The sequence below is a fragment of the Flavobacterium haoranii genome, from assembly GCF_009363055.1.
GTDB classification, from domain to species: domain Bacteria; phylum Bacteroidota; class Bacteroidia; order Flavobacteriales; family Flavobacteriaceae; genus Flavobacterium; species Flavobacterium haoranii.
Window position 1 is genome coordinate 1390383 of sequence record NZ_CP045292.1, and the last position, 24067, is coordinate 1414449.

20 protein-coding genes and 2 pseudogenes are annotated in these 24067 nt (G+C 31.6%); 12 read left to right on the plus strand and 10 right to left on the minus strand.

All coding sequences use genetic code 11. From position 1 onward, the window contains the following. Nucleotides 1-66: 66 nt before the first annotated feature. The 5 genes and pseudogenes from GCU34_RS06745 to GCU34_RS06765 all read left to right on the plus strand — a co-directional run bounded on the left by GCU34_RS06745 (nt 67) and on the right by GCU34_RS06765 (nt 4955). A complete protein-coding gene (locus tag GCU34_RS06745; protein ID WP_072784986.1) occupies nt 67-1071 on the plus strand; it encodes a hypothetical protein in 1005 nt (334 codons plus the stop codon). Between the two features lie 17 nt (nt 1072-1088). Continuing rightward, nucleotides 1089-2558 (plus strand): OmpP1/FadL family transporter, encoded by a 1470-nt coding sequence (locus GCU34_RS06750; RefSeq protein WP_072784988.1) that lies wholly within the window; start codon nt 1089-1091, stop codon nt 2556-2558. 142 nt (nt 2559-2700) lie between these two features. Then, nucleotides 2701-4013: pseudogene (rimO, locus tag GCU34_RS06755) on the plus strand (30S ribosomal protein S12 methylthiotransferase RimO). A gap of 122 nt (nt 4014-4135) precedes the next feature. Then, a complete protein-coding gene (locus tag GCU34_RS06760) occupies nt 4136-4372 on the plus strand; it encodes a YdcH family protein (RefSeq protein WP_072784990.1) in 237 nt (78 codons plus the stop codon). A 106-nt stretch (nt 4373-4478) separates the two neighbouring features. Beyond that, on the plus strand, nt 4479-4955 hold the full coding sequence (locus GCU34_RS06765; protein WP_072784991.1) for a GyrI-like domain-containing protein: 477 nt from the start codon (nt 4479-4481) through the stop codon (nt 4953-4955). 2 nt (nt 4956-4957) lie between these two features. Here the strand turns inward: GCU34_RS06765 and GCU34_RS06770 are convergent, their stop codons facing one another. From GCU34_RS06770 to GCU34_RS06795, 6 genes are all read right to left on the minus strand, one after another. Then, a complete protein-coding gene (locus tag GCU34_RS06770) occupies nt 4958-6022 on the minus strand; it encodes a peptidoglycan endopeptidase (protein WP_178138360.1) in 1065 nt (354 codons plus the stop codon). 125 nt (nt 6023-6147) lie between these two features. Then, complete coding sequence (locus tag GCU34_RS06775; RefSeq protein ID WP_072784995.1) at nt 6148-7689, minus strand: acyl-CoA carboxylase subunit beta; 1542 nt, start codon at nt 7687-7689, stop codon at nt 6148-6150. An 87-nt stretch (nt 7690-7776) separates the two neighbouring features. Continuing rightward, on the minus strand, nt 7777-9216 hold the full coding sequence (accC, locus tag GCU34_RS06780) for an acetyl-CoA carboxylase biotin carboxylase subunit (RefSeq protein WP_072784997.1): 1440 nt from the start codon (nt 9214-9216) through the stop codon (nt 7777-7779). 103 nt (nt 9217-9319) lie between these two features. Continuing rightward, a complete protein-coding gene (locus GCU34_RS06785; RefSeq protein ID WP_072784999.1) occupies nt 9320-9805 on the minus strand; it encodes an acetyl-CoA carboxylase biotin carboxyl carrier protein subunit in 486 nt (161 codons plus the stop codon). Between the two features lie 91 nt (nt 9806-9896). Continuing rightward, the gene (locus GCU34_RS06790) at nt 9897-11888 is read right to left on the minus strand and encodes an ATP-binding protein (protein ID WP_072785001.1); all 1992 of its coding nucleotides are present in this window, start codon (nt 11886-11888) and stop codon (nt 9897-9899) included. Between the two features lie 203 nt (nt 11889-12091). Continuing rightward, complete coding sequence (locus GCU34_RS06795; protein WP_072785002.1) at nt 12092-14305, minus strand: B12-binding domain-containing radical SAM protein; 2214 nt, start codon at nt 14303-14305, stop codon at nt 12092-12094. A gap of 115 nt (nt 14306-14420) precedes the next feature. Here GCU34_RS06795 and bshC point away from each other — a divergent pair. From bshC to GCU34_RS06815, 4 genes and pseudogenes are all read left to right on the plus strand, one after another. Then, nucleotides 14421-16015, plus strand: a pseudogene (gene bshC, locus GCU34_RS06800) (bacillithiol biosynthesis cysteine-adding enzyme BshC). A gap of 146 nt (nt 16016-16161) precedes the next feature. Continuing rightward, the gene (locus GCU34_RS14065; protein WP_193702263.1) at nt 16162-16683 is read left to right on the plus strand and encodes a formylglycine-generating enzyme family protein; all 522 of its coding nucleotides are present in this window, start codon (nt 16162-16164) and stop codon (nt 16681-16683) included. Next, nucleotides 16608-16991: a formylglycine-generating enzyme family protein gene (locus tag GCU34_RS14070; protein WP_152378398.1), complete on the plus strand. Its 384-nt coding sequence runs from the start codon at nt 16608-16610 to the stop codon at nt 16989-16991. The genes GCU34_RS14065 and GCU34_RS14070 overlap by 76 nt, the downstream gene beginning before the upstream one ends. A gap of 59 nt (nt 16992-17050) precedes the next feature. Next, complete coding sequence (locus GCU34_RS06815; RefSeq protein ID WP_072785008.1) at nt 17051-17470, plus strand: nucleoside-diphosphate kinase; 420 nt, start codon at nt 17051-17053, stop codon at nt 17468-17470. Between the two features lie 47 nt (nt 17471-17517). Here GCU34_RS06815 and GCU34_RS06820 read toward each other — a convergent pair whose 3' ends face one another. Then, on the minus strand, nt 17518-18996 hold the full coding sequence (locus GCU34_RS06820) for a helix-turn-helix domain-containing protein (RefSeq protein ID WP_072785010.1): 1479 nt from the start codon (nt 18994-18996) through the stop codon (nt 17518-17520). Between the two features lie 181 nt (nt 18997-19177). Between GCU34_RS06820 and aceB the strand changes: the two genes are divergently transcribed. Beyond that, complete coding sequence (aceB, locus tag GCU34_RS06825) at nt 19178-20758, plus strand: malate synthase A (protein WP_072785012.1); 1581 nt, start codon at nt 19178-19180, stop codon at nt 20756-20758. Between the two features lie 81 nt (nt 20759-20839). Continuing rightward, nucleotides 20840-22117, plus strand: coding sequence for an isocitrate lyase (aceA, locus tag GCU34_RS06830; protein ID WP_072785014.1), 1278 nt, complete (start codon nt 20840-20842; stop codon nt 22115-22117). Nucleotides 22118-22195: 78 nt separating this feature from the next. Here the strand turns inward: aceA and GCU34_RS06835 are convergent, their stop codons facing one another. From GCU34_RS06835 to GCU34_RS06845, 3 genes are read right to left on the minus strand one after another with little or no spacing between them, the layout of a single operon-like run. After that, a complete protein-coding gene (locus GCU34_RS06835; protein ID WP_072785016.1) occupies nt 22196-22492 on the minus strand; it encodes a DUF721 domain-containing protein in 297 nt (98 codons plus the stop codon). Beyond that, nucleotides 22485-22691 (minus strand): hypothetical protein, encoded by a 207-nt coding sequence (locus tag GCU34_RS06840; protein ID WP_152378399.1) that lies wholly within the window; start codon nt 22689-22691, stop codon nt 22485-22487. Before GCU34_RS06840 ends, GCU34_RS06835 begins: the two co-directional genes overlap by 8 nt. Then, the gene (locus GCU34_RS06845; RefSeq protein ID WP_152378400.1) at nt 22691-22894 is read right to left on the minus strand and encodes a hypothetical protein; all 204 of its coding nucleotides are present in this window, start codon (nt 22892-22894) and stop codon (nt 22691-22693) included. The genes GCU34_RS06840 and GCU34_RS06845 overlap by 1 nt, the downstream gene beginning before the upstream one ends. Nucleotides 22895-22985: 91 nt before the next feature. Here GCU34_RS06845 and GCU34_RS06850 point away from each other — a divergent pair, with 91 nt between their 5' ends. Next, the gene (locus tag GCU34_RS06850) at nt 22986-24047 is read left to right on the plus strand and encodes a serine hydrolase domain-containing protein (protein ID WP_072785129.1); all 1062 of its coding nucleotides are present in this window, start codon (nt 22986-22988) and stop codon (nt 24045-24047) included. Nucleotides 24048-24067: the final 20 nt, after the last annotated feature.

The window sequence follows — 24067 nt, forward strand, 5'->3', positions numbered from 1 at the left end:
TATCTTAAGTGAATTATTCGACAAAACTAATTAAATTTGTAATGTCCGACAATAAAAAAAAGCGTTATGAAAACTAAACTACCATTTTTTAGCAAATTTTCTGTTATACTACTAACAGGATTTGCTGGTTTACTTGTAGTTTCTTGTGGTTCCTATCAAAATTCATCTTATTATGATAACGACGGAATCTACGGTGACTACGAAAGATCCAATACACCTGTTCAAAATAAATATTCTGAAGAAAACCTACAAAACGGTGAAGCTTATGCTCAAAAATTCAGAATGATGCGTGAAGATATGGAGTATTTTACTGATGTAGACACTTATTCATCGGAAACTCAAAATGACACAGTTGTAACTGTTTACAACAATCAATATAACGACAATAGCCGATATGCAGGTTGGGGAAGTAATTCAAACGGGAATGTAACCGTTAATTACTACAACAGCGGTTGGAACAATTGGTATTCTCCTTACTGGGGTTATTATAACTCTCCTTATTGGGGTGGTTGGAACTCTTGGTATGGCCCTAGTTGGGGTTGGGGATGGAATTCTTGGTACGGACCTACTTGGGGCTGGGGATGGAATTCTTGGTATAGTCCTTACTGGTACGGTGGCGGTTATTATCCTTATTATGGTAATTATTATTATGGAGGTGGTAGAAATGTATCTTATTATGGCGGCACAAGAGGCGCTAGAGTTGGTAATTACAACAACGGAAGAAGTTCTTATGTAAACGGTACTCGTTCTAGAGGTTCTTTTAATACTTCAAGAAATAACACTAATCAACCTAGAAACTACAATAGTACACAACCTAGAACAAACACAAGTCAACCTAGAAGTTACAATAGTACACAACCAAGAACAAATACAAGTCAACCAAGAAATACAAATTCTACTCCAAGAACTTATTCTCCAAACAATAACAACAGTTACTCTACTCCAAGATCAAATAGCGGAAGTTATTCAACTCCTAGAAGTTCAAGTGGCAGTTTTGGTGGTAGCAGAGGCGGTGGAAGCTTTGGCGGAGGCGGAAGAAGTGGGGGTAGTTTTGGTGGCGGTAGAAGATAATATTTACAACAATTGATATGAAAAAAACATTATTATACTTAAGCCTTTTAACTATTGGACTCATAAATGCACAAGAAGTAAGACCTGAAGACGGTTTGCGTTATTCTTTACAAGACATAAACGGAACCGCGAGATTTAGAGCTATGAGTGGCGCATTTGGAGCACTTGGTGGAGATTTATCTTCATTAAATGTTAACCCTGCTGGATCAGTATTTTTTAAAAACAATTTTGCTAGTATTTCAGCGTCTAATTTAAATTCAAAAAATGAAGCGAATTATTTTGGAAGTAGAACTAAAGAAAATAATTCAACTTTAGATTTAAACCAATTAGGTGCAGTTTTTGTTTTTAAATCTGATGAGAAAAATTGGAATAAAATTGCTCTTGGTTTCAATTATGAAAACATGAAAGATTTTGATAATGATATTTATGTTAGAGGAATCAATCCAAACAATTCAATAGGACAATACTTTGTAGATTATGCCAACTTATATGACAATTCGAGTGATTTTGCGTACGATCAAGCACAAATGGGTTACGACTCTTATATCATTGATCCAACAAGTAACCCTGATATTTTTGTAAGCAATGTACCTGTTGGAGGCAATTATTACCAAGCAAATGCTATATCTACGACAGGCTTTAATGGAAAAATGACAGCTAACGTTGCAGCCAGTTATAGAGACTTTCTTTCTCTTGGATTGAATTTAAATTTACACCTTACCGATTATGTAAGATCTTCAAGCTTGTACGAAAGTAATTCCAATCCTGAAAACACATTACCTCAATCTACTATTAGAGAAATTAGATTTGATAATGAAGTTTATACCTACGGAACAGGTTTTTCTTTTAACATAGGAGCTATCGTTAAACCAATAGAATTTTTAAGATTAGGATTATCTTATGAGTCACCAACTTGGTATAGATTAAATGATGAACTAACTCAGGACTTATATACAGCTAGTGTTAACAACCCAGATGGAATTCAATATCCTTATTATCAAAGTCCTGTTATGATTTTCCCAACTTATAAATTACAAACGCCTGCAAAATCAACTGGAAGTATTGCTTATATTTTCAAAAACATAGGATTAGTAAGTTTTGATATTTCTCGTAAAGATTATAGTAGCATTGAATTTAAACCTAAAACAGATAATACTTTTAGTAATATTAATACATTTTATAGTGATTACTTAAAAGACAATGCTTTAGAAATTAGATTAGGTGGCGAATACAAATACAAACAATTCAGTTTTAGAGCAGGATATCGTTTTGAAGAAAGTCCATATAAAGTAGATTATGCAATGGGAGATTTAACAGGTTATAGCGGCGGTATTGGTTATAATTTTGGCCACAACAGATTAGATTTAGCTTATACAAATGCACATAGAAATTACAATCAGTATTTAATTTCATCTGGAATGAACGATACTGCAAGAATTAGAACCACTCAAAACAATGTTACTCTAACATACTCTATAAACTTTTAAGGTTTATAAAACATAAAACAACTAAACCCGATGAATAATTATCGGGTTTTTTAATTGAGCTACTCATACTCAAACTTTTTTATGTAATTTTGCACCCCAATCGAGACCATTGGTCAAAAGATTGAATTTAATTTTTAAATATATGAGAACCAAATCGTTAAAGAAAAATAAAATCAACGTAGTTACATTAGGTTGTTCTAAAAATGTTTACGACAGTGAAGTTTTAATGGGACAATTAAAGGCTAATGGCAAAGAAGTAACCCATGAAGCGGTTAATGACGAAGGAAACATTATTGTAATCAATACTTGTGGTTTTATTGACAATGCAAAGGAAGAATCGGTAAACATGATTTTAGAATATGCCGAGAAAAAGAACAAGGTTTGGTAGATAAAGTATTTGTTACCGGATGTTTATCAGAACGTTACAAACCCGATTTAGAAAAAGAAATTCCAAATGTAGACCAGTTTTTTGGAACAACAGAATTACCTTTATTACTAAAAGCATTGGGTGCAGATTATAAACACGAATTAATCGGAGAACGTTTAACTACAACTCCAAAAAATTATGCGTATTTAAAAATTGCCGAAGGCTGTGACAGACCGTGTAGTTTTTGTGCTATTCCACTAATGCGCGGAAAACACGTTTCTACTCCTATCGAAAACTTAGTGATTGAAGCTGAAAAATTAGCTAAAAACGGCGTAAAAGAATTAATCTTAATTGCACAAGATTTAACCTATTACGGTTTAGATTTATACAAAAAAAGAAACTTAGCCGAGCTTTTGGAAGCTTTAGTTAAAGTTGAAGGAATCGAATGGATTCGTTTACATTATGCTTTCCCTACAGGTTTCCCTATGGACGTTTTAGAATTAATGAAACGCGAACCAAAAATCTGTAATTATTTAGATATTCCTTTACAGCATATTTCTGATAATATTCTGAAATCAATGCGACGTGGAACCACGTATGAAAAAACAACTAACTTATTAAAAGAGTTTAGAAAAGCAGTTCCTGGAATGGCTATTCGTACCACTTTAATTGTGGGTTATCCAGGAGAAACTGAAGAAGATTTTGAAATTCTAAAAAATTGGGTTCAAGAAATGCGTTTTGAGCGTTTGGGTTGTTTTACCTATTCTCACGAAGAAAACACGCATGCCTATTCATTAGTTGACGATGTTCCTGAAGAAGTAAAGCGTGAACGTGCTAATGAAATTATGGATATTCAAGCTCAAATTTCTTGGGAATTGAACCAAGAGAAAATTGGACAAACATTTCGTTGTGTAATCGATAGAAAAGAAGGTCAATATTTTATTGGAAGAACCGAATTTGACAGTCCAGATGTAGACAATGAAGTTTTAGTTGATGCTTCAAAATTCTACTTAAAAACAGGCGATTTTGTAACTTTAAAAGTAACTGATGCTACAGAATTTGATTTATACGCAGAACCTGTTCAATAGATCATAACAATAAATTTTAAAAATATCCTTACGAGCTATTGTAAGGATATTTTTTTTGATGACAATTATCATGTTTTTATAATTTATATAGCTGTAACTTTGAATAAGTTAAAACAGCAAATATGATTACAAAGCACCAATTAACGGAAGAATTTCCAGAGTTTGAAACAAAAATTAATACCTTAAAGACTGAAAGTGCGCATTTTAAAAAAATGTTTGAAACTTACGATGAGTTGGATCATGAAATCTATAGAATAGAAAGCGATGCAGCACCTGCTAGCGATGATGTTCTAAATGAATTGCGCATGGAACGCGTTCGTTTAAAAGATGAAATATTCCAATTCTTATCTCAAAATTAGTTCTTTTTCATAGTTGCTTTTCTATAGGAAAAGCGGTTCATAGTTTTCAATCGAAAATCCTTGCTTTTTAAGTGAGGATTTTTTTATTTTGATAAAAATTGAACCTATGTTTCTTCGAACTGAAATTATCAAAACCAAAAAGCTTTTAGGATTTTCTACTAAAACATCTTTAGCAAACGACAAAACTTTTTTCATTTGGAACAAACTAATGCCAAGATTGAAAGAAGTAAAAAATTTAGTTTCGTCAGATTTATTTTCGGTTCAAGTTTACAATTTTGATTCCTTTAAAAATTTTAGTCCAACAACTGAATTTACTAAATGTGCATTTGTGGAAGTTAAAACCTTTGATTTTGTTCCAAACGAATTTGAAGAGTTTACTTTGGAAACTGGAAAATACGCTGTTTTTCTACACAAAGGAACATCTCAAGATTTTGCAAAAACTTCTCAATATATATTTGCAGAATGGTTACCAAATAGTGAGTTTGAATTAGATGACAGACCTCATTTAGCAGTAATGGGAGATTTATACTTTGGCCATGAAAACCCGAATTCTCAAGAAGAAATTTGGATACCAATAAAATAAAATTAATCTAATACTCTATTTATTTGTACAAATCTTTTGGCGTAATAAGGCTCTTTTATTGACGAAATAATTACACCAGATGAAGTTGAAGAATGTATAAATTTAATTTCATCACCATCTACTTCAGTAATCATGCCTACGTGACTAATTGTTTTCCTTCTGTTTGTAGCAAAAAATATTAAATCTCCTTTTTGAGCTTGTCTTTTTTTAACTTTAGAACCAATAGTTGCCTGACTTCCAGAAGTTCTTGGCAAAGTAAAATCTATTTCTCTAAAAGTTGTACACATTAAACCTGAACAATCGAAACCTGCTGTAGTTGTACCACCACTTCTATAACGAGTTCCTAAATATTCTGAAGCTTTTTCAATTAACAAATCGGCTTTTGATAAGGCAGAAGAACTTATTTCTTTAATATCTGAAATTTCATCTTCATTCACTGCAACAACCTCAACAACTTCATTATCTACAGCAATTCCTTTCTTTATTACCAATTGATAATTTGCTGGCAAAGTTTTCCCCATCGAAGGATTTAAGTCTTTTATGTTCTGAATTGTAGTTTGGTATTTATGAGCAATTTTGTAAAGCGTTTCTCCTTTTTTTACAACGTGAATCAAATCTTCAGCTTGTGTATCATCCTCTTCCTCATTCGCTGTTTCTTCAACTACAATAACTTTAGTTGGAGTTTCTTTCTTTTGTTCTTTTAAAAAGATTTTCTGCCCAACTTTTAAATCATTTGGATCTAAATTGCTGTTAAACTTTTTTATGTTATTTACAGATATATTAAATTTCTTTGCTATTCCATAAAATGTATCTCCTTTTTGAACTTCATAACTTTCAGGATTATCTTTTGAAGTCGTAGATTTACCGTTTGGAATCTTTAGTATAGCATTAATTTGCAGTGCTTTATCCTTAACTTTTGGGTTTAATTTGAAAATATCAGATTCTGCAACATTATATTTTTTTGCAATAGAATATATAGTTTCACCTTTTTCAACTTTGTGCTTCTTAAAATTTTGAGCACTTACAGAATAAAAACTAATTATTAAAATGAAAAATAAAAACTTCAATTTCCCCATAATATTCCCTTTCTTAAAAACGAGTGCAATATAAGTATTGTTCTTCTAAAAATTAGTCTTTGAAAAAAATTTAAGTTTTAATTAATAAAAAACCGCCATTCGGCGGTTTCTCTACATTACAACGGAATATTTCCGTGTTTACGTTTTGGTGTATCCACTACTTTATTTTCTAAAATACTGAATGCTTTTAATAATTTTCTACGGGTTTGATTTGGTAAAATTACTTCATCAATAAATCCGCGTTTAGCTGCACTATATGGATTAGCAAATAACTCTGCATATTCTGCTTCTTTTTCTGACAATTTAGCCGCTGGATCTGCTGCTTCACTAATTTCCTTTTTGAAGATAATTTCCGAAGCTCCTTTTGCTCCCATTACTGCAATTTCGGCTGTTGGCCAAGCAAAGTTAAAATCAGCACCAATGTGTTTAGAGTTCATTACATCATACGCTCCACCATACGCTTTACGTGTAATTACAGTTACTCTTGGCACAGTAGCTTCACTAAATGCATATAATAACTTAGCTCCGTGCGTGATAATTCCGTTCCACTCTTGATCAGTTCCTGGTAAGAATCCTGGAACATCTTCTAACACTAACAACGGAATGTTGAAAGCATCACAAAAACGCACAAAACGCGCTCCTTTAATAGAACTGTTTACATCTAAACATCCTGCTAAAACCATAGGTTGGTTGGCTACAACCCCAATACTTCTTCCACCTAAACGTGCAAAACCAACAATGATGTTTTCTGCAAAGTTTTTATGCACTTCATAGAAACTATCTTCATCAATAATTCCTTTGATTACATCGTGCATATCATACGGTTTGTTTGCATTATCAGGTACAATAGTATCCAATTGCTCACGAATTTCTTCTCCTAAAGTATATGGTAATTTAGGCGTTGTTTCTCTGTTATTTTGCGGAACATAGCTCAATAAACGTTTGATATCTTCTAAACATTCTACACCATTTGGTGATGTAATATGCGCCACACCCGATTTAGTTGAATGCGTACTTGCCCCACCTAATTCTTCTGAAGTTACTTCTTCATTGGTTACTGTTTTAACAACATTTGGTCCAGTTACGAACATATAACTGTTGTTTTCCACCATAATGGTAAAATCGGTCATTGCTGGCGAATATACTGCTCCACCGGCGCATGGTCCCATAATTGCTGAAATTTGTGGAATTACTCCGGACGCTTGTACATTTCTAAAGAAAATATCAGCATAACCACCTAACGAACGAACCCCTTCTTGAATACGCGCTCCACCCGAATCGTTTAAACCAATCATTGGTGTTCCAGTTTTCAATGCCATATCCATTACTTTACAAATTTTCTCAGCGTGTGTTTCTGATAATGAACCACCGAAAACTGTAAAATCTTGTGCGAAAACATAAACCGGTCGGCCGTTAATTGTTCCGTAACCCGTTACTACGCCATCTCCATAATACGTTTCTTTTTCCATACCGAAATCAGTCGTACGATGTGTTACCAGCATCCCGATTTCTTCAAAAGAACCTTCGTCTAACAAATACGCTACACGTTCGCGAGCGGTTAATTTCTTTTTCGCATGATGTGATGCAATTCTCTTTTCGCCTCCGCCTAATTTAGCTAAAGCTATTTTATCTTGTAATGATTTAATTTTATCTTCCATTTTCTTTTAGATTAAAGAGAATAGATCATAGAATATAGACTTTTAAACTCTGAACTATCTATTTTCTATGTTCTGTTTTCTATATTCTTAATTGGGTAAACGAACTATTTTTTGATCTTCTAAATATTGTTTTAAAGCAACTAAAGCAGCAACTTCGGCTTCTTTTTCGGCTTGAGCTTTTAATACTTCGCTATCGTAATATTTCTTCACGAAATTAGTATCAAAGTTTCCGCTTCTAAATGCTTCGTGTTCCATTACGAATGTTCCGAAAGGCAAAGTTGTACTTACACCATCTACATGATACATTTCGATAGCTTCAATCATTCTTTGAATTGCTTCTTCACGAGTTTTTCCGTAGGTAATTAACTTAGCCAACATTGGATCGTAATAAATAGGCACTTCCATTCCTTGTTCAAAACCATTATCTACACGAATACCATTGCCCACCGGAATTTGGTATGTTGCTAAATTTCCAACACTTGGCAAGAATTCATTTAACGGATCTTCTGCATACACACGAAGTTCCATAGCATGACCTTTAATTTGTAAATCTTCTTGTTTTACTTGAAGTGCTTCGCCACGAGCAACACGAATTTGCATTTCTACCAAATCCATTCCTGTAATCATTTCGGTTACCGGATGCTCCACTTGCAAACGCGTATTCATTTCCAAGAAATAGAAATTTTTATTTTCATCCAATAAAAACTCAACGGTTCCTGCTCCTAAATAATCACAAGATTGCGCCACTTTAACTGCAGCTTCACCCATTGCTTTACGAATTTCTGGTGTTAAAACAGATGAAGGCGCTTCTTCAACTACTTTTTGGTGACGACGTTGAATAGAACATTCTCTTTCGAAAAGATATAAAATATTTCCGTGACTATCGGCCATTACTTGAATTTCGATGTGACGCGGAGAAGTAACAAATTTTTCGATAAAAACAGAACCATCTCCGAAAGCAGAAGTTGCTTCAGAAATAGCACGATTCATTTGCGATTCGAATTCGTTTTCATTTTCTACCACACGCATTCCTTTTCCACCACCACCGGCAGAAGCTTTAATCAAAATAGGAAAACCAATTTGTTTGGCTACTTCTTTCGCTTTAGCTACATCAGTAATGGCTTCGTCTAAACCAGGAACCATAGGAATATCAAATTCTTTAACTGCATCTTTAGCGGCTAATTTACTTCCCATGATTTTCATTGCCTTCGATTTAGGACCAATGAATGTGATATTATTTTTTTCTGCTAATTCAGCAAAATCTGAGTTTTCACTTAAAAATCCGTATCCTGGGTGAATTCCGTCCACATTAAGTTCTTTACAAACTTCGATGATTTTATCTCCTCTTAAATACGATTGGTTTGAAGGTGCTTCTCCAATACAAACTGCTTCATCAGCAAATTTTACATGAGGCGCATTTCTATCTGCAACTGAATAAACCGCTACGGTTTTAATTCCCATTTTCTTTGCCGTTTTCATAACTCGAAGGGCAATTTCCCCTCTATTGGCAACTAATATTTTTTTCATATTTATTCAGATAAAAGATGAAAGACCATTACATTGAAAGAAAAAAGACTTCTGTTTGAACAACCCTTTCTCATTTCTTTGTTCTTGCATCTTGTTTCTATTTTTATTCGAATTCAATTAATAATTGTCCTTTTTCAACAGCATTTCCTTTTTCGGCTGAAATAGATTTGATAACTCCATCTCTTGGTGAAGCAATACTATTTTCCATTTTCATGGCTTCCAAAATCAATAATTGGTCGTTTTCTTTTACTTCTTGACCTACCGTAACAGAAATTTCTAGAATTAAACCTGGCATTGGCGCTTTAATAGCATTGACTTGTTTTGCTTTTCCAACTTCGAAGCCCATTTCTTTAATAAGAGCATCTAATTCGTTACCAATTTTTACAGTATAACTGTTGTTGTTTACTTTAACAGTATAGTTTTTTTGGATAAAATCGGCTTCTACGATTTCAGCTTGGTAAGGTTTGCTGTCTTTAAGAATGTGATATTTGTTCTCTTCAACACTAACCGCATCTAAATGAGAAACTTTCTCTTGATCGGCATCGAACTGAAAAGAATTGTTTACGTTTAACTTATAATGGTTACTCATATTTTACTTTTTTAAAAGAATTGTAAAATTAAGTAAAAGAAAACGTTTTCGTGATTAAAAAGAGAAAATATTGGTAAAATAATATAGCTAACTATTCTTTTAAATAGTTTTGAATCATAGCATACAATTTATCCTTTTGAATTGGTTTAGAAATAAAATCAGTAAAGCCTAAAGCTTCAATTTTATCCAATTCTTCTTGAAAAGAATAAGAGGTTTGAGCTATAATTGGAATATCTGTATTAAATTCTCTAATTTGTTTAAAAGCTTCATATCCATCTAAATTTGGCATTTTAATATCCATTAAAACTAAATCTATTTCGTTGTTAGTTTTACAAATATTTACTGCTTCTACTCCATCATGAGCTCTCAAGATATTGAAATTAATATCTTTTAAAATTTTTTCTATTAATAGGTAGTTAATATTATCGTCTTCTGCAACCAAAATTAGTTTTTCGTTACCCAAATCTTTTGGTAAAGGTTGCTTTACAATAGTTGTTAATGAATTTTCTAAATCTTCATTTATATATTGCAATGGAATTGAAAAATTGAAAATTGTACCTACATTAACTTGAGATTGAAAAGAAATTGATCCACCTAACATATCAACATAGGCTTTTGAAATGGCCAATCCTAAACCTAAACCATCATTAGCTGAAACTTCAGAATCCGACAACTTACTAAATCTTTTAAATACATTTTTTTGAAGATCATCTGGAATACCAATACCCGAATCTTTGACAGTAAAACAAATTTCGTTTTTACTTTCTTTTACTTTACAATCGAAAATAACAAAACCTTCATTGGTAAACTTAAATGCATTATTTAGCAAATTGATAATTATTTCAGTCAACTTTGTTTTATCAGTAATAATCTTTTTATCAATATTTTCTCTAGAAAACTTAAATTCGATATTAGAATTTTTCTGAACGACTTTGTAAGATTCTTCGATATCATCAAGAACTTTATTTAAGTCAATTGGCGTTAAATTTGGTTTGATAATATTAGAATCAATTTTAGACATTTCAACTAAATCGTCTATAATTTCAATCAAATTTTTCCCACTTTCTTTTATTATTCTAATATATTTTTCTTTGTCTTCTGGGCTTAAGTCGGTATTTGATAATAAATCGGAAAAACCTAAAATTGCATTCATGGGTGTTCTCACTTCATGAGATAAGTTCATTAAAAAAGCTGATTTTAATTTATCACTTTCCTCTGCTTTATCTTTTGCAATTTGAAGTTCTTTTGTTTTTATTTGATTTTCTTCAAAAAGCTTACCTATATAACGAAACTCTCCTTTAATGTTTTTCAATGAATTAATTGAAGATTGATCTCCGTCACGTAAAATTCTTTTTATAAAACTCAAAGGTAATTTAGACCATTTTTTTGCATAAGTGTAATAAATAATCCATGAGAATACTATGGCAATTCCCATTATAAACAATATAGTTTTCGTTATCCAGAAATCAATATTATAAGCTCTTTTAAAGTACAGTTCAGAGACTAATTTATCGTTATAATCTTTTAAGGGAACAATAGTATAAACGGTTTTTACAGCTTTCTCATTTCCTTCATAAAATTTAATATTTGAAGTACTTATTTTTTCAATATCGGCAAAATACTCGTTATCGAGTAAACGAGCCATAAAAAAACAACCTGATGGATTGGTTTTATTTTTAAAAGGATCGTTTGAAGGATGGATAGTTGCTCCAAAAATTTCAACTACACCTTCAGGAATTTTTAAATAAAAATGATCTATTTTCTTTTTAAGTAATTCGTCTATTGCAGCTTTTGGAATTAAATCTTTGGTTTTAATTTTTGCCGTGGAGACTTTCGTAATTAATTCTCCTTCATTGGTATAAACACTTACATATTCTAGTTTATAAGCATCAAGTAAATTAGCTACTGAAACATTAAACCATTCAAGGTTTCTTGTTTTTGTAAAATCTACAAATTCGTCCCAATAAGTAACATCAATTGAAATGGAAGTAAAAGATTCGGAATTTAAATTTAAAAGTGTGTGAATTTCATTATTATATATTTGATTGCTTGACTTAAAAATTTCTTTTTCCTGAATTCTCATATAAAAATAAAGCACCACTACAAGTAGCAGTAAGCAAACTGAAACTGAAGACAGTAGCCCTATAACTTTTGCATATGTGGAATCTTTCCTATTTTTTAAAAACAAAAACATATAATTTAATCACGACTAAATATAATTATATTTTCTTAATTTGATTAAAAAAACACAACATTTTTATTAAATTAATGTTTTTTTCACATTAACTAAAGTACCAGCAATGCATTTTGTTTTAATTTTTGGATATTTTTTGAGTGCCAAAATAACTCGAAATCGTCAAATTGTTCGTCAAAACTATTTTTCCATGCAGAAAGTAACACTTTTTGATCAGATGAAGTGGTAATTAAAGCTAATTGTTCTAATAGCCAATCGCCTTGCGCTTTTTCTAAGGTAATGGAAAACGAACTACTTTTAGTTTGAAAATGCAAAAGTAAATTATCAAAAACTCGTCCTTTTTTCTGTTTTTGAATGTGTTCTACTTTTGGCAAATTGCCCATAAAAATCAGTCGTGCATTGGATTTGATTTTAAAATCTTCTTCTTTTGAAATGCAATCGTGAATATAATCTGGAGAAATTTTTGTTCGTGGAATTTTAAAGTCGAACCAATCTTGTAAATCGTAATCAAAACAAATACCGTGCATATAATTAAACAGCGATTTCTTCAGCCCGAAACTGAATTTATCGTGATGGATTCCGGTTTTATCTTTGAATTGGATATCATTATTGGCAAACGAAATCTCTTTCACATCGGGAATTACGCCAAATTCTTCTGGATTCAAACCAACCGGACTATGCGCTGTCATGGCAAATTGGTGCCAAAATCCGCTTTGCAAAATACCGAGTTCAAACATTTGGCGCACCATTTCTAAACTATCAACGGTTTCTTGAATGGTTTGCGTAGGATAACCGTACATCAAATAGGCGTGCACCATAATGCCACTTTCGGTAAAATTGCGAGTAACTTGAGCGACTTGTTCTACCGTAACACCTTTTTTAATCAATTCCAACAAACGATCTGACGCCACTTCTAGTCCGCCAGAAACTGCAATACAACCCGATTCTTTCAATAAAAAACACAAATCACGCGTGAAACTTTTTTCAAAACGAATATTGGTCCACCACGTCACCACTAGATTTCGACGCAAAATTTCCAAAGCCAATTCACGCATTAAAGCCGGTGGCGCCGCTTCGTCCACAAAATGAAATCCGGTTTCGCCTGTTTGAGCTATGATTTCCTCCATTCGATCTACTAAAATCTTAGCATGAATGGGTTCGTAAACTTTAATATAATCTAGCGAAATATCGCAAAACGTACATTTTCCCCAATAACAACCGTGTGCCATAGTGAGCTTATTCCAACGACCGTCGCTCCACAAACTGTGCATAGGATTTGCAACTTCTATAACTGAAATGTATTTATCTAGTAACAAATCGGAATAATCTGGCGTACCAACTTCACTTTGTTTGTAATCGTGCAAGCTTGTGTTGTTTTTGTAAACTACTTGGTTGTTTTCGAGTAACAAAGTTCTTTTAAATTGGACTTCGACAGGCTCAGTCTGACAATCGACAGGCTCAGTCTGACAAATGTTTTGATTTAATAATTCTATTGGTAATTCGCCATCGTCTAAAGTAATAAAGTCGAAGAATTCAAAAACTCGGACATCTTTTAAATCGCGAAGTTCTGTATTGGGAAAACCGCCTCCCATTGCAATTTTTGTTTCGGGAAAATTGGCTTTCAAAAATTGTGCACAACGAAAAGCGCTGTATAAATTTCCTGGAAAAGGGACCGAGAAACAAACTAATTTTGGTTTAATTTCTTCAATTCTCTCTTTAAAAATAGAAAGCGTTATTTCGTCGATATACGTTGGTATTGTATTTAAAACTTCATACAATTCGTCAAATGAATTGGCACTTCTCCCCAATCGTTCGGCATAGCGACTAAAACCAAAATTTTCATCGACACATTCCACTATAAAATCAGATAAATCTTCAAGATACAAAGTCGCTAAATGTTTCGCTTTATCCTGCATTCCCATGTTTCCAAAAGCCAATTCCATATCATCGAGTTGGGAGAAACGAGAAGCTTCAGGAAGAAAATTTCCACTGCAAATTTGTCGCGCTAACGAAGGATTTTTATCTTGAAGAAAAGCAATTACAGCATCAATAGTTTTGATGTATTCTGTTTGTAAAGTATAAATGCGTAGTGAGTTTTCAGACATCTCAAATTCGCTCGATGTGACAAATTGAAAAACATTTTCTAAACCTTTCTTTGAAAACAGCACTAAGATCACTTCAATTCCTAAATCCATTTGGAACGAAGAAATACCTTTGGTATTCAAAAAACCTTTCAAATAAGCAGTAGCCGGATACGGTGTATTCAGTTGGGTAAAAGGTGGCGTTATTAGGAAAATGTTTTTCAAAATTATTTTTTTGCAAAGTTAATTTTTATTCTCATTATACTTTCAGAATTATTAACCCTTTGTTAAAGCCAATTTTGTTCCAAGCATTTTTAGTAATTTAGCAAAAAAAATAACTATGCCTAACGACTGTATAACTTTTCAAAATTCTGGATATTTTTCTAAACTTATCGTAGACTATTTAAACCAAGACGAAAAGACTCAAAAATTATACAATCGGTTTCCATCAATAGAGAATTTTTCGGCTCAAATTAATGAGAAAAAAAATGAATTTAATTCTACTAAAAGACAAATTCTAACAGCTCAATTAACAAAACAATACGAAGGATTTTCTGTAGATGAATTAACTTTTAACAATATTGAATTACTTAAAGACAACACTACTTTTACTGTAACAACTGGGCATCAGTTGAACTTATTTACTGGACCTATTTATTTTATTTACAAAATTGTAGCAACTATAAATTTAGCTAACGAATTAAAAGTAAAATATCCACAATACAATTTTGTTCCAATTTATTGGATGGCAACAGAAGACCACGATTTTGAAGAAATTAATCATTTTTTCTACAACGGAACTAAAATTTCTTGGGATAAAAAATCAACGGGACCAGTTGGACGTTTATCTACAGAAGGAATTGAAACAGTTTACAATAACTTTTCAAACCTATTAAATGGCGGAGAAAATTCAAATTACTTACGCGAATTATTTAAAAAAGCGTACTTAGAACATCAAAATCTAACTGATGCAACGCGTTATTTGGTAAACGAATTATTTCAAAATACTGGTTTGGTAATTATCGATGGAGATAATAAAGAATTAAAAAAGAAATGATTCCGTTTTTTAAAGATGAATTACTACACAACACTTCGTACAAATCAGTTCAAAATATACTCAACGATTTAAAAGAAAATTATTCGGTTCAAGTAAACCCAAGAGAAATAAACTTATTTTATATAAATGATACTTTACGCGAACGAATTATTTTTGAAGATAATCATTATAAAATTAACAATACACTTTTAAGTTTTACAGAAAGTGAAATATTTGTTGAACTCGAGAATAATCCTGAAAGATTCAGTCCAAATGTAATTTTAAGACCACTATATCAAGAAGTTGTTTTACCAAATTTATGTTATATTGGCGGAGGTGGTGAAATTGCCTATTGGTTACAATTAAAAGAGATGTTTCAAAACTTCAATGTTGCATTTCCTATTTTAAAACTTAGAAATTCTGCAGTAATTGCTACTCAAAAACAACAAGATAAAATTAAAAAACTTCATTTAAATTGGAACGATTTATTCAAAAATCAAAGAGATTTAATTAACGAAAAAACTAAAGCATTTTCAAACTTTGAAATTGATTTTACAAAACAAAAAGAATTTCTTAAAAATCAATTTAGCGAATTAGAAAAAATTGCGGCTAAAACTGATAAATCTTTTATTGGGGCGGTTAAAGCGCAAGAAAAAAAGCAAATTAAAGGATTAGAAAATTTAGAAAAAAGATTACTAAAAGCGGAAAAAAGAAATCATCAACTTAAACTATCACGAATTATTCAAATTCAAGATGAATTATTTCCAAATGGTTCATTACAAGAACGAAAAATAAACGCTTCGGATATTATGACAAATATAAATGTAAGAGATTTCTTATTTTTATTAAAAAAATCGTTTGAATTTTCATCAAATCAATTTAACGTAATAATTCTTTAAATCGACAAAAAGCACTTTTACCCGATTAAAAACAATGGTTTTTATCATTCTTTCAATATTTAGATATATTTTTTAGAAATATCACAAAAGTTATGATCAATGTTAAATTTCCGTTACTTTTGCAACCGAAATTTAATCACCTAAACATGAGAAAGACAATACTTTTTTTCGGATTAACATGTGCTTTGGTAGTTTTTTTATCAGCTTTTAGCAAACTGCCGTTAATTCACAATATGGTTAAGATTGAAGGAGGAACTTTTAAAATGGGTTCTAAGGAAAAAGATGTGGCAGCCGATAATGATGAACAAAAAGAACATGATGTTACTGTAAAATCATTTGAACTTAGCAAATTTGAAGTTACAGTATGGGAATGGAAACAATACACAAAAGCTAACAAATTAAAAATGCCTGAAACACCATCTTGGGGTTGGAAAGATAACTATCCAATGAACAATATTACTTGGGAAGAAGCAATTTCTTTTTGTAATTGGTTAAGTAAAAAAGAAAAACTACAACCTGTTTATTCTAAAAGAGGTCCTAATTACATTTGTAATTTTAATGCGAATGGCTATAGATTACCTACTGAGGCAGAATGGGAATATGCCGCAAAAGGAGGGAAAAAGCTAAAGACACAAAGTTTAGTGGAAGTGATAACGCAGATGATGTAGCTTGGCACAAACAAATAAGTAAAAATACACCTCATACAGTTGGTACAAAACTTCCCAATGAACTTGGATTGTATGACATGAGTGGAAATGTTTGGGAATGGTGTTGGGATTGGTACAATAAAGACTATTATAAAATAGAAGCTGGTAACAATCCTAAAGGTCCAGAAATGGGAGAAAGAAGAAGTGTACGTGGAGGTTCTTGGGATAGTAATGTTAATTATTTAAGACCAGCAAACAGAATTTCTACTCCTCAAAATAAAACACATGAGTTTTACGGTTTTAGAGTAGCTCGAACAATTTCAGAATAATTTTACACAAGATTTGTTATTAGATTGTAAAACACTACCTTTGCAAAAAATTTAAAATAATGGCAAGTAATAGAACTTTTACTATGATTAAACCAGATGCTGTTGAAAACGGACACATCGGTGGAATTTTAAATATGATTACTGAAGGTGGTTTCAGAATTGTAGCAATGAAATTAACGCAATTAACTGTAGCTGATGCTCAAAAATTTTACGCAGTTCACGCAGAAAGACCTTTCTTTGGTGAGTTAGTAGAATTTATGACTAGAGGTCCAATTGTTGCTGCTATCTTAGAAAAAGACAATGCAGTTGAAGATTTCAGAACTTTAATTGGTGCTACAAACCCAGCTGACGCTGCTGAAGGAACTATCCGTAAAAAATATGCTACTTCAATTGGAGAAAATGCAGTTCACGGTTCAGATTCTGATGAAAATGCTGCTATCGAAGGAGCTTTCCATTTCGCAGGAAGAGAAATGTTCTAAGAAAAATAAAACATTAATAAAAAATCCGCTTTTTAGGCGGATTTTTTTTATTTATACTTTTCCATAATGTCTTGCACAACCTGATCAGTTTTTGAAAAACGCTCTTTACGCTCTAAAGTTCTTGGCGGTGCTACTCTTTCATTACAATCTAAAATTGCACAAGTCTCACATGTAACTCCAACTTTATTTCGTTTTAACTTTTCGCTACCTAAAAATGAAATTTTGCTTGTAGAATGTGCTGAAATCATAATTCCTAAGGCAATACTCCTATAATAACCACTTCTAAATGGATCTCTTGTAGCAGAAGAAAGTACGAAATATTCATTATCTGTATGAACATAAGACGAAACTTGAGCATCAAAAACTTCAAAATCAGAATTTTCATTAGCTATTTCTCCTAATGTACGAATGGAAACCCATCTTCTACAATAATGCTCATTTCTTTCGTTAGCATGAGGTTCTAATAAATTAGTAATATGTAGTTCTTTGGTTAACTGAAATTCTCTTTGTGGTTTATATGCAAATCTTAAAAAAAATAAATTCTTTAAATTGAATTCTTTAGGTAAAATATTAGTTAATCTTTGAAAAAAAGTTTCTGGTGAATCAGTAAAATTATACATCAATTTTTGAAAAGATTCATTATCAAATTGTTCCTGTTCAAAAAATTCTTTCAGCGCTACAACTAAACCTTTTCTCGGAATTAATAATGCACCTGCAAAATAAGAAGCTAAAAAATTATTTAAAACCTGATCAAAACTTTCAAATTTTATCCAAGAAAAAGTAAATAACCTATCTGAAATATTTAAAAAATTATACGCAATCTCTTTTGCATAAATAAACAATCGCTGGGAATCATCAGTTTCAGATGAAACGAATAAAGTTTTTGAACTCGGAACAAAAACTGAACGCAAATTATTCAATTCTTTATGTTGTGTGAGTTCTTGATTATTAATTGTATAACTATATTCTTCTATTAGAATTTCTTCTAAATCAGAAACTTTTAAACGTTTTGATAAATCAATAGAATAGGCTTTTGCAAACTTTTCTACCTGATTTTCAATTTCCTCAAAATAATTATTGTGCGCTTCCTGGTAAGAACGCAATGCTGCTAAAAAGAAACTTTCACGAGTTAAATTATAATGTTTTGCAATTTCAAAAAGCGTACTAATAAAGGCGTTTACTTTTAAAGGCGCTTCAGCAATTATATCAATTAAATCGCTTTCCTTAATTCCGAAAATATCCAAAGGAATTTCTTTCAAAATTCTTGATTGAAGAATTTCTCCAATTGGCGCTAAATTTTTATCTAATTTTAAAGAAACCATATTGTCATAATTGGTTTCCAAAGCATCTGCTAAGAGTACAATTTTATCGCGTTTAGGATATTTTTTTCCTTTTTCAATTTCATTTAAATACGATTTAGACAAACCTGTAAGTTTAGCCAAACCAAATAAAGACAAATTTTTATCGGTACGAATTTGCTTCATTTTTAAACCAAAAATCAATCGGATATATTCTTCTTCAATCATTTTATAAAATTTTTTACTTGCTTTTAAAATTTGGAAAACACCTTATTTTACTTAGCTAAACAAAGATAATATATTTTTGCGAAAAACAATTTTTATTTGTTTTTTATATTTTTGCGAACGTTCGCTTGTTTTGTATTTTTTTATTTTATAATATTGTATCGGAATCAAAAAAAAAATACTTATGGAAACATCAGTTCATAACATTCAAATTATCGCTAATACTAAATATGTAAATATTCTAACTGAAGAAGCGTTGGCTTTTGTTGAAGCTCTTCATCTAAAATTTAATGAAAGACGTTTAGAATTATTACACAAACGAAATGAACAACAGAAAAAATTCAATTCAGGAGAATTACCTTCTTTCTTAAAAGAAACTAGAGCTATAAGAGAAAGTGAATGGACAGCAGCTCCAATTCCAGAAATATTATTAGACCGAAGAGTTGAAATTACAGGACCTGTTGATCGTAAAATGGTTATTAACGCACTTAACTCAGGAGCAAAAGTTTTTATGGCCGATTTTGAAGACAGTTGCTCGCCTACCTGGGAAAACTTAATGGAAGGGCAACAAAACTTAAGAGATGCAGTTTCTAAAACTATTAGTTTAGAGCAAAATGGAAAAACATATCGATTAAATGAAACTATTGCGACTTTATTGGTTAGACCACGTGGTTTACATTTAGATGAAAAGAATTTAGAGATTAATGGTGAAAAATTATCAGGCTCATTAGTAGATTTTGGATTATACTTTTTTCATAATGCACACAATTTATTAGAACAAGGTTTAGCTACATTTTTTTATTTACCAAAATTAGAACATTATGAAGAAGCGCGCTGGTGGAATGAAGTATTTGTATTTGCTCAAGATTATCTAAAAATTCCTCAAAAAACAATTAAAGCAACTGTTTTAATAGAAACGATTACAGCAAGTTTTCAATTAGATGAAATAATATATGTGTTAAAAGATCATATGGCTGGATTAAATTGTGGTCGTTGGGATTACATTTTTTCGTACATCAAAAAGTTGAATCAACATCCCAACTTTTTAGTTCCGGATAGAGATCAAGTCACGATGACAAGTCCGTTTATGAGTGCTTATTCACTTAGAGTTATTCAAGTTTGTCACAAACGAAATGTATTGGCAATTGGCGGAATGGCTGCTCAAATTCCAATTAAAAATGATGAAGAAGCAAATAAAATTGCTTTCAATAAAGTTATCGCTGATAAAGAACGTGAAGTAAAAAATGGTCACGATGGCACTTGGGTAGCGCATCCCGCTTTAGTACCAGTTGCGATGAAAGTTTTTAATGAAAACATGCCCACAAAAAATCAAATTCATGTAAAGCGAAATGAATTAAACATCACCGAAGCACAATTATTAGAATTACCTGTTGGAATTGTAACCGAAAATGGTGTTCGAAAAAATATTAATGTCGGAATACTTTACATAGAATCTTGGTTAATGGGTGTAGGCGCAGCTGCTTTGTATAACTTAATGGAAGATGCAGCAACAGCAGAAATTTCAAGAGCTCAATTATGGCATTGGTTAAATAAAAAAGTTACGCTAGACAATGGAACTGCTTGTTCAGCGGATTTATATAGAAAATATATTCCTGAAGAATTAGCCAAAATAAAAGAATATGTTGGAACAGAAAGATTTACAAATGGAAAATTTGAATTGGCTACCGAACTATTTACAGAAATGATATTAAACGAAACTTTAGACGAATTTTTAACCTTAAAAGCATACAAACATATACAATAAAAAAACTGCCGGATGCGGCAACATCCGACAGCTTAACATTCAATAATTACTCACATAACTATTAAACAAGGATACAAAATTATGAAAACACAAGAAAGAATTCAAGCATTGGTTACAGATTGGTCAACAAATCCAAGATGGAAAGGCATCGAAAGAACTTACACGGCAGAAAAAGTAATTGAATTACAAGGCTCTTACCAAATTGAATACAGCATTGCGAAAAGAGGTGCTGAAATTTTATGGCACAAATTAAACAATCAAGAATGGGTTGCTGGTTTAGGCGCCTTAACAGGAAATCAAGCTATTCAGGAAGTTGAAGCAGGTTTAGAAGCTATATATTTGAGCGGTTGGCAAGTCGCAGCTGATGCAAATGTTGCTGGAGAAATGTATCCAGATCAATCTTTATATCCTGTAAATAGCGTGCCAATGGTGGTAAAACGCATTAACAACGCCTTGTTACGTGCCGATCAAATACAATCAGTTAATAAAATTGAAAATAAAAAAGATTATTTAGTACCCATTGTAGCCGATGCTGAAGCAGGCTTTGGCGGAAATTTAAATGCTTTCGAATTAATGAAAGCCATGATTGAAGCTGGTGCGGCTGGAGTTCATTTTGAAGATCAATTATCATCTGCAAAAAAATGTGGACACTTAGGCGGAAAAGTTTTGGTTCCAACACAAGAAGCTATCAATAAATTAATTGCAGCACGTTTAGCAGCTGACGTAATGGGAGTTCCAACACTTATTGTAGCAAGAACTGACGCAGATGCTGCCAACTTATTAACGAGTGATATTGACGATAGAGATAAAAAATTTGTTACTGGAGAACGTTCTACTGAAGGGTTTTACTACGTAAAAGCTGGTTTAGAACAAGGAATTGATAGAGGATTATCATACGCTCCTTATGCAGATTTAATTTGGTTAGAAACTTCAACTCCTGATTTAGAACAAGCAAGACAATTTGCTGAAGCTATTCATGCTCAATATCCTGGTAAATTATTAGCATACAATTGTTCACCTTCATTTAATTGGGCAGCAAAATTATCAGTAGCCGAAATGGAAACATTCCGTGAAGAATTAGCAAAAATGGGCTATAAATTCCAATTTATTACATTAGCTGGTTTCCACGCTTTAAACACTTCAATGTTTGAATTAGCATTAGCTTATAAGAAAAAAGGCATGGCTGGATATTCTGAATTACAAGAAAGAGAATTTGCTTTACAAGCGGAAGGTTTTAGAGCTGTAAAACATCAAAACTTTGTAGGAACATCCTATTTTGATGAAGTACAAAATGCTGTAACTTCAGGTTTAGCTTCTACAGTTGCTATGAAAGATTCAACTGAGACAGCTCAGTTTTAAAATACTACTTTTAAGTTTTGACCTTAAATTTAGGTTTAGTTTGTTTGTTAAAAATGCTTCATTTCTGAAGCATTTTTTTTATTTTAAATAGATGTCTTTAATGATATCTCGTCTTAATTCTTCATTTAGCATTCTTATGATTTTTTCTTTTCCATAAGAAAGTTCTTCTCTTACAACCGATGAATTTAAAATTACATGTAAAACATCTCTTTTTAAAACAACATCTACGGTATAATTATTTACCCCATTTCCCATAACATTTTTCCAAGCTTCTTTTACATTTATTACATCTAAACCAGCCTGAAGTTTATTGGCCTCTATAAAACCTTTTAAAGCATCAGCAATAGAATGTTCTTCAAAATTACGTTTACTCATCTTTTTGTTTTCTTTTATAATGATATTCTATCCCTTCTGTATTTTTTACAACCAAACTTGTGTTAGAAAGTTCTAAAATTTCTTCTTCCCAACTAGAAAAATCTGTTTTGTAATGAATATAAAAATTAGATTCTTTTTCCTCAATTTCTAATTTTTCTTCCACATCATTTGTTATTAATTTTCCATCATATTGTGGCACTACTTTTTTCTAAAACCTTTTAAACTGTCGTTTATAAAAAAATAATCCAAAGCTTCATTAATCTTATAAGTTTTCTTATCTCCATCTTGTGTTTTAACCTCTTCAATTTCCCAATAACCATTTAACAACTGCAACTCTTCTTTTTTAACTTTTGATACACATGAAACCAATGCAAGTGCAAATAATAAGACTATTTTTTTCATTGTTATAAATTTGAAACTAAATTAAGAATTAAATCAGGTTAAACATTAAACTAATTTGTATTTTTAATATCTAATGAGAAAAAACAACGAGATGAAAAAAAATATGCTACTACTTTTCTTACTTCCATTTTGTTTTAGTTGCTCTTCAGATTCTGATTCAAACGAAAACGAAATGTATTTTCCTCCAAATAATTCTGATGTTTGGGAAACAGAAACCTTGCAATCATTAAATTGGAACGAAAACAACTTACAAGAATTGTATGATTATTTAATTCTAAAAAACTCTAAAAGTTTTATTGTACTTCACAATGGAAAGATTGTAATTGAAGAATATTTTAATGGACATTCTGCAAGCACCGCATGGTATTGGGCTAGTGCAGGAAAAACCTTGACATCAACAGTTACTGGAATAGCAGCCCAAGAAGGTTTTATAAATATTAACAATAAAGTTTCTGATTATTTAGGAACAGGCTGGACAAGCGCTACTTTAGCTCAAGAAAACCTAATTACTTGTAAAAACTTACTAAGTATGACCTCTGGCTTAGACGATAGTTTAGGTGATGATGTTTCCCCAAGCAATCTTCAATACATTGCAGATGCAGGAAATCGTTGGGCTTACCATAATGTTTATGTAAAATTACAAGATGTTGTAGCAACAGCAACTGGACAAACATGGTCTAACTATTTCAATACCAAATTAAGAGATAAAATAGGCATGACAGGAATTTGGTACGATTCTGGAGATTTAAGTGTTTATTGGAGTAATTCTAGAAGTATGGCGCGATTTGGATTATTAGCTTTAAATAATGGAAAATGGAATGGCACACAAATTATCAACTCTAATTACATGAATGAAGCTACAAATACTTCTCAAAACATAAATTTAGCTTATGGTTATTTGTGGTGGTTAAATGGAAAATCGACTTATCATCTACCACAAACTCAATATCAATTTTCAGGTAAATTAATTCCAAGTGCTCCTGACGATATGTATGCAGCTTTAGGAAAAAATGACCAAAAAATATATGTTATTCCAAGTAAAGGATTAGTAATTATTAGAATGGGAAATGTTTCTGATCCAGACAATCCTACTTTCGCTAGTTCAAACTTTGATAATGAATTATGGCAAAAGATAAATGCAGTTATAAACTAAAAAATCCCGATAAATCGGGA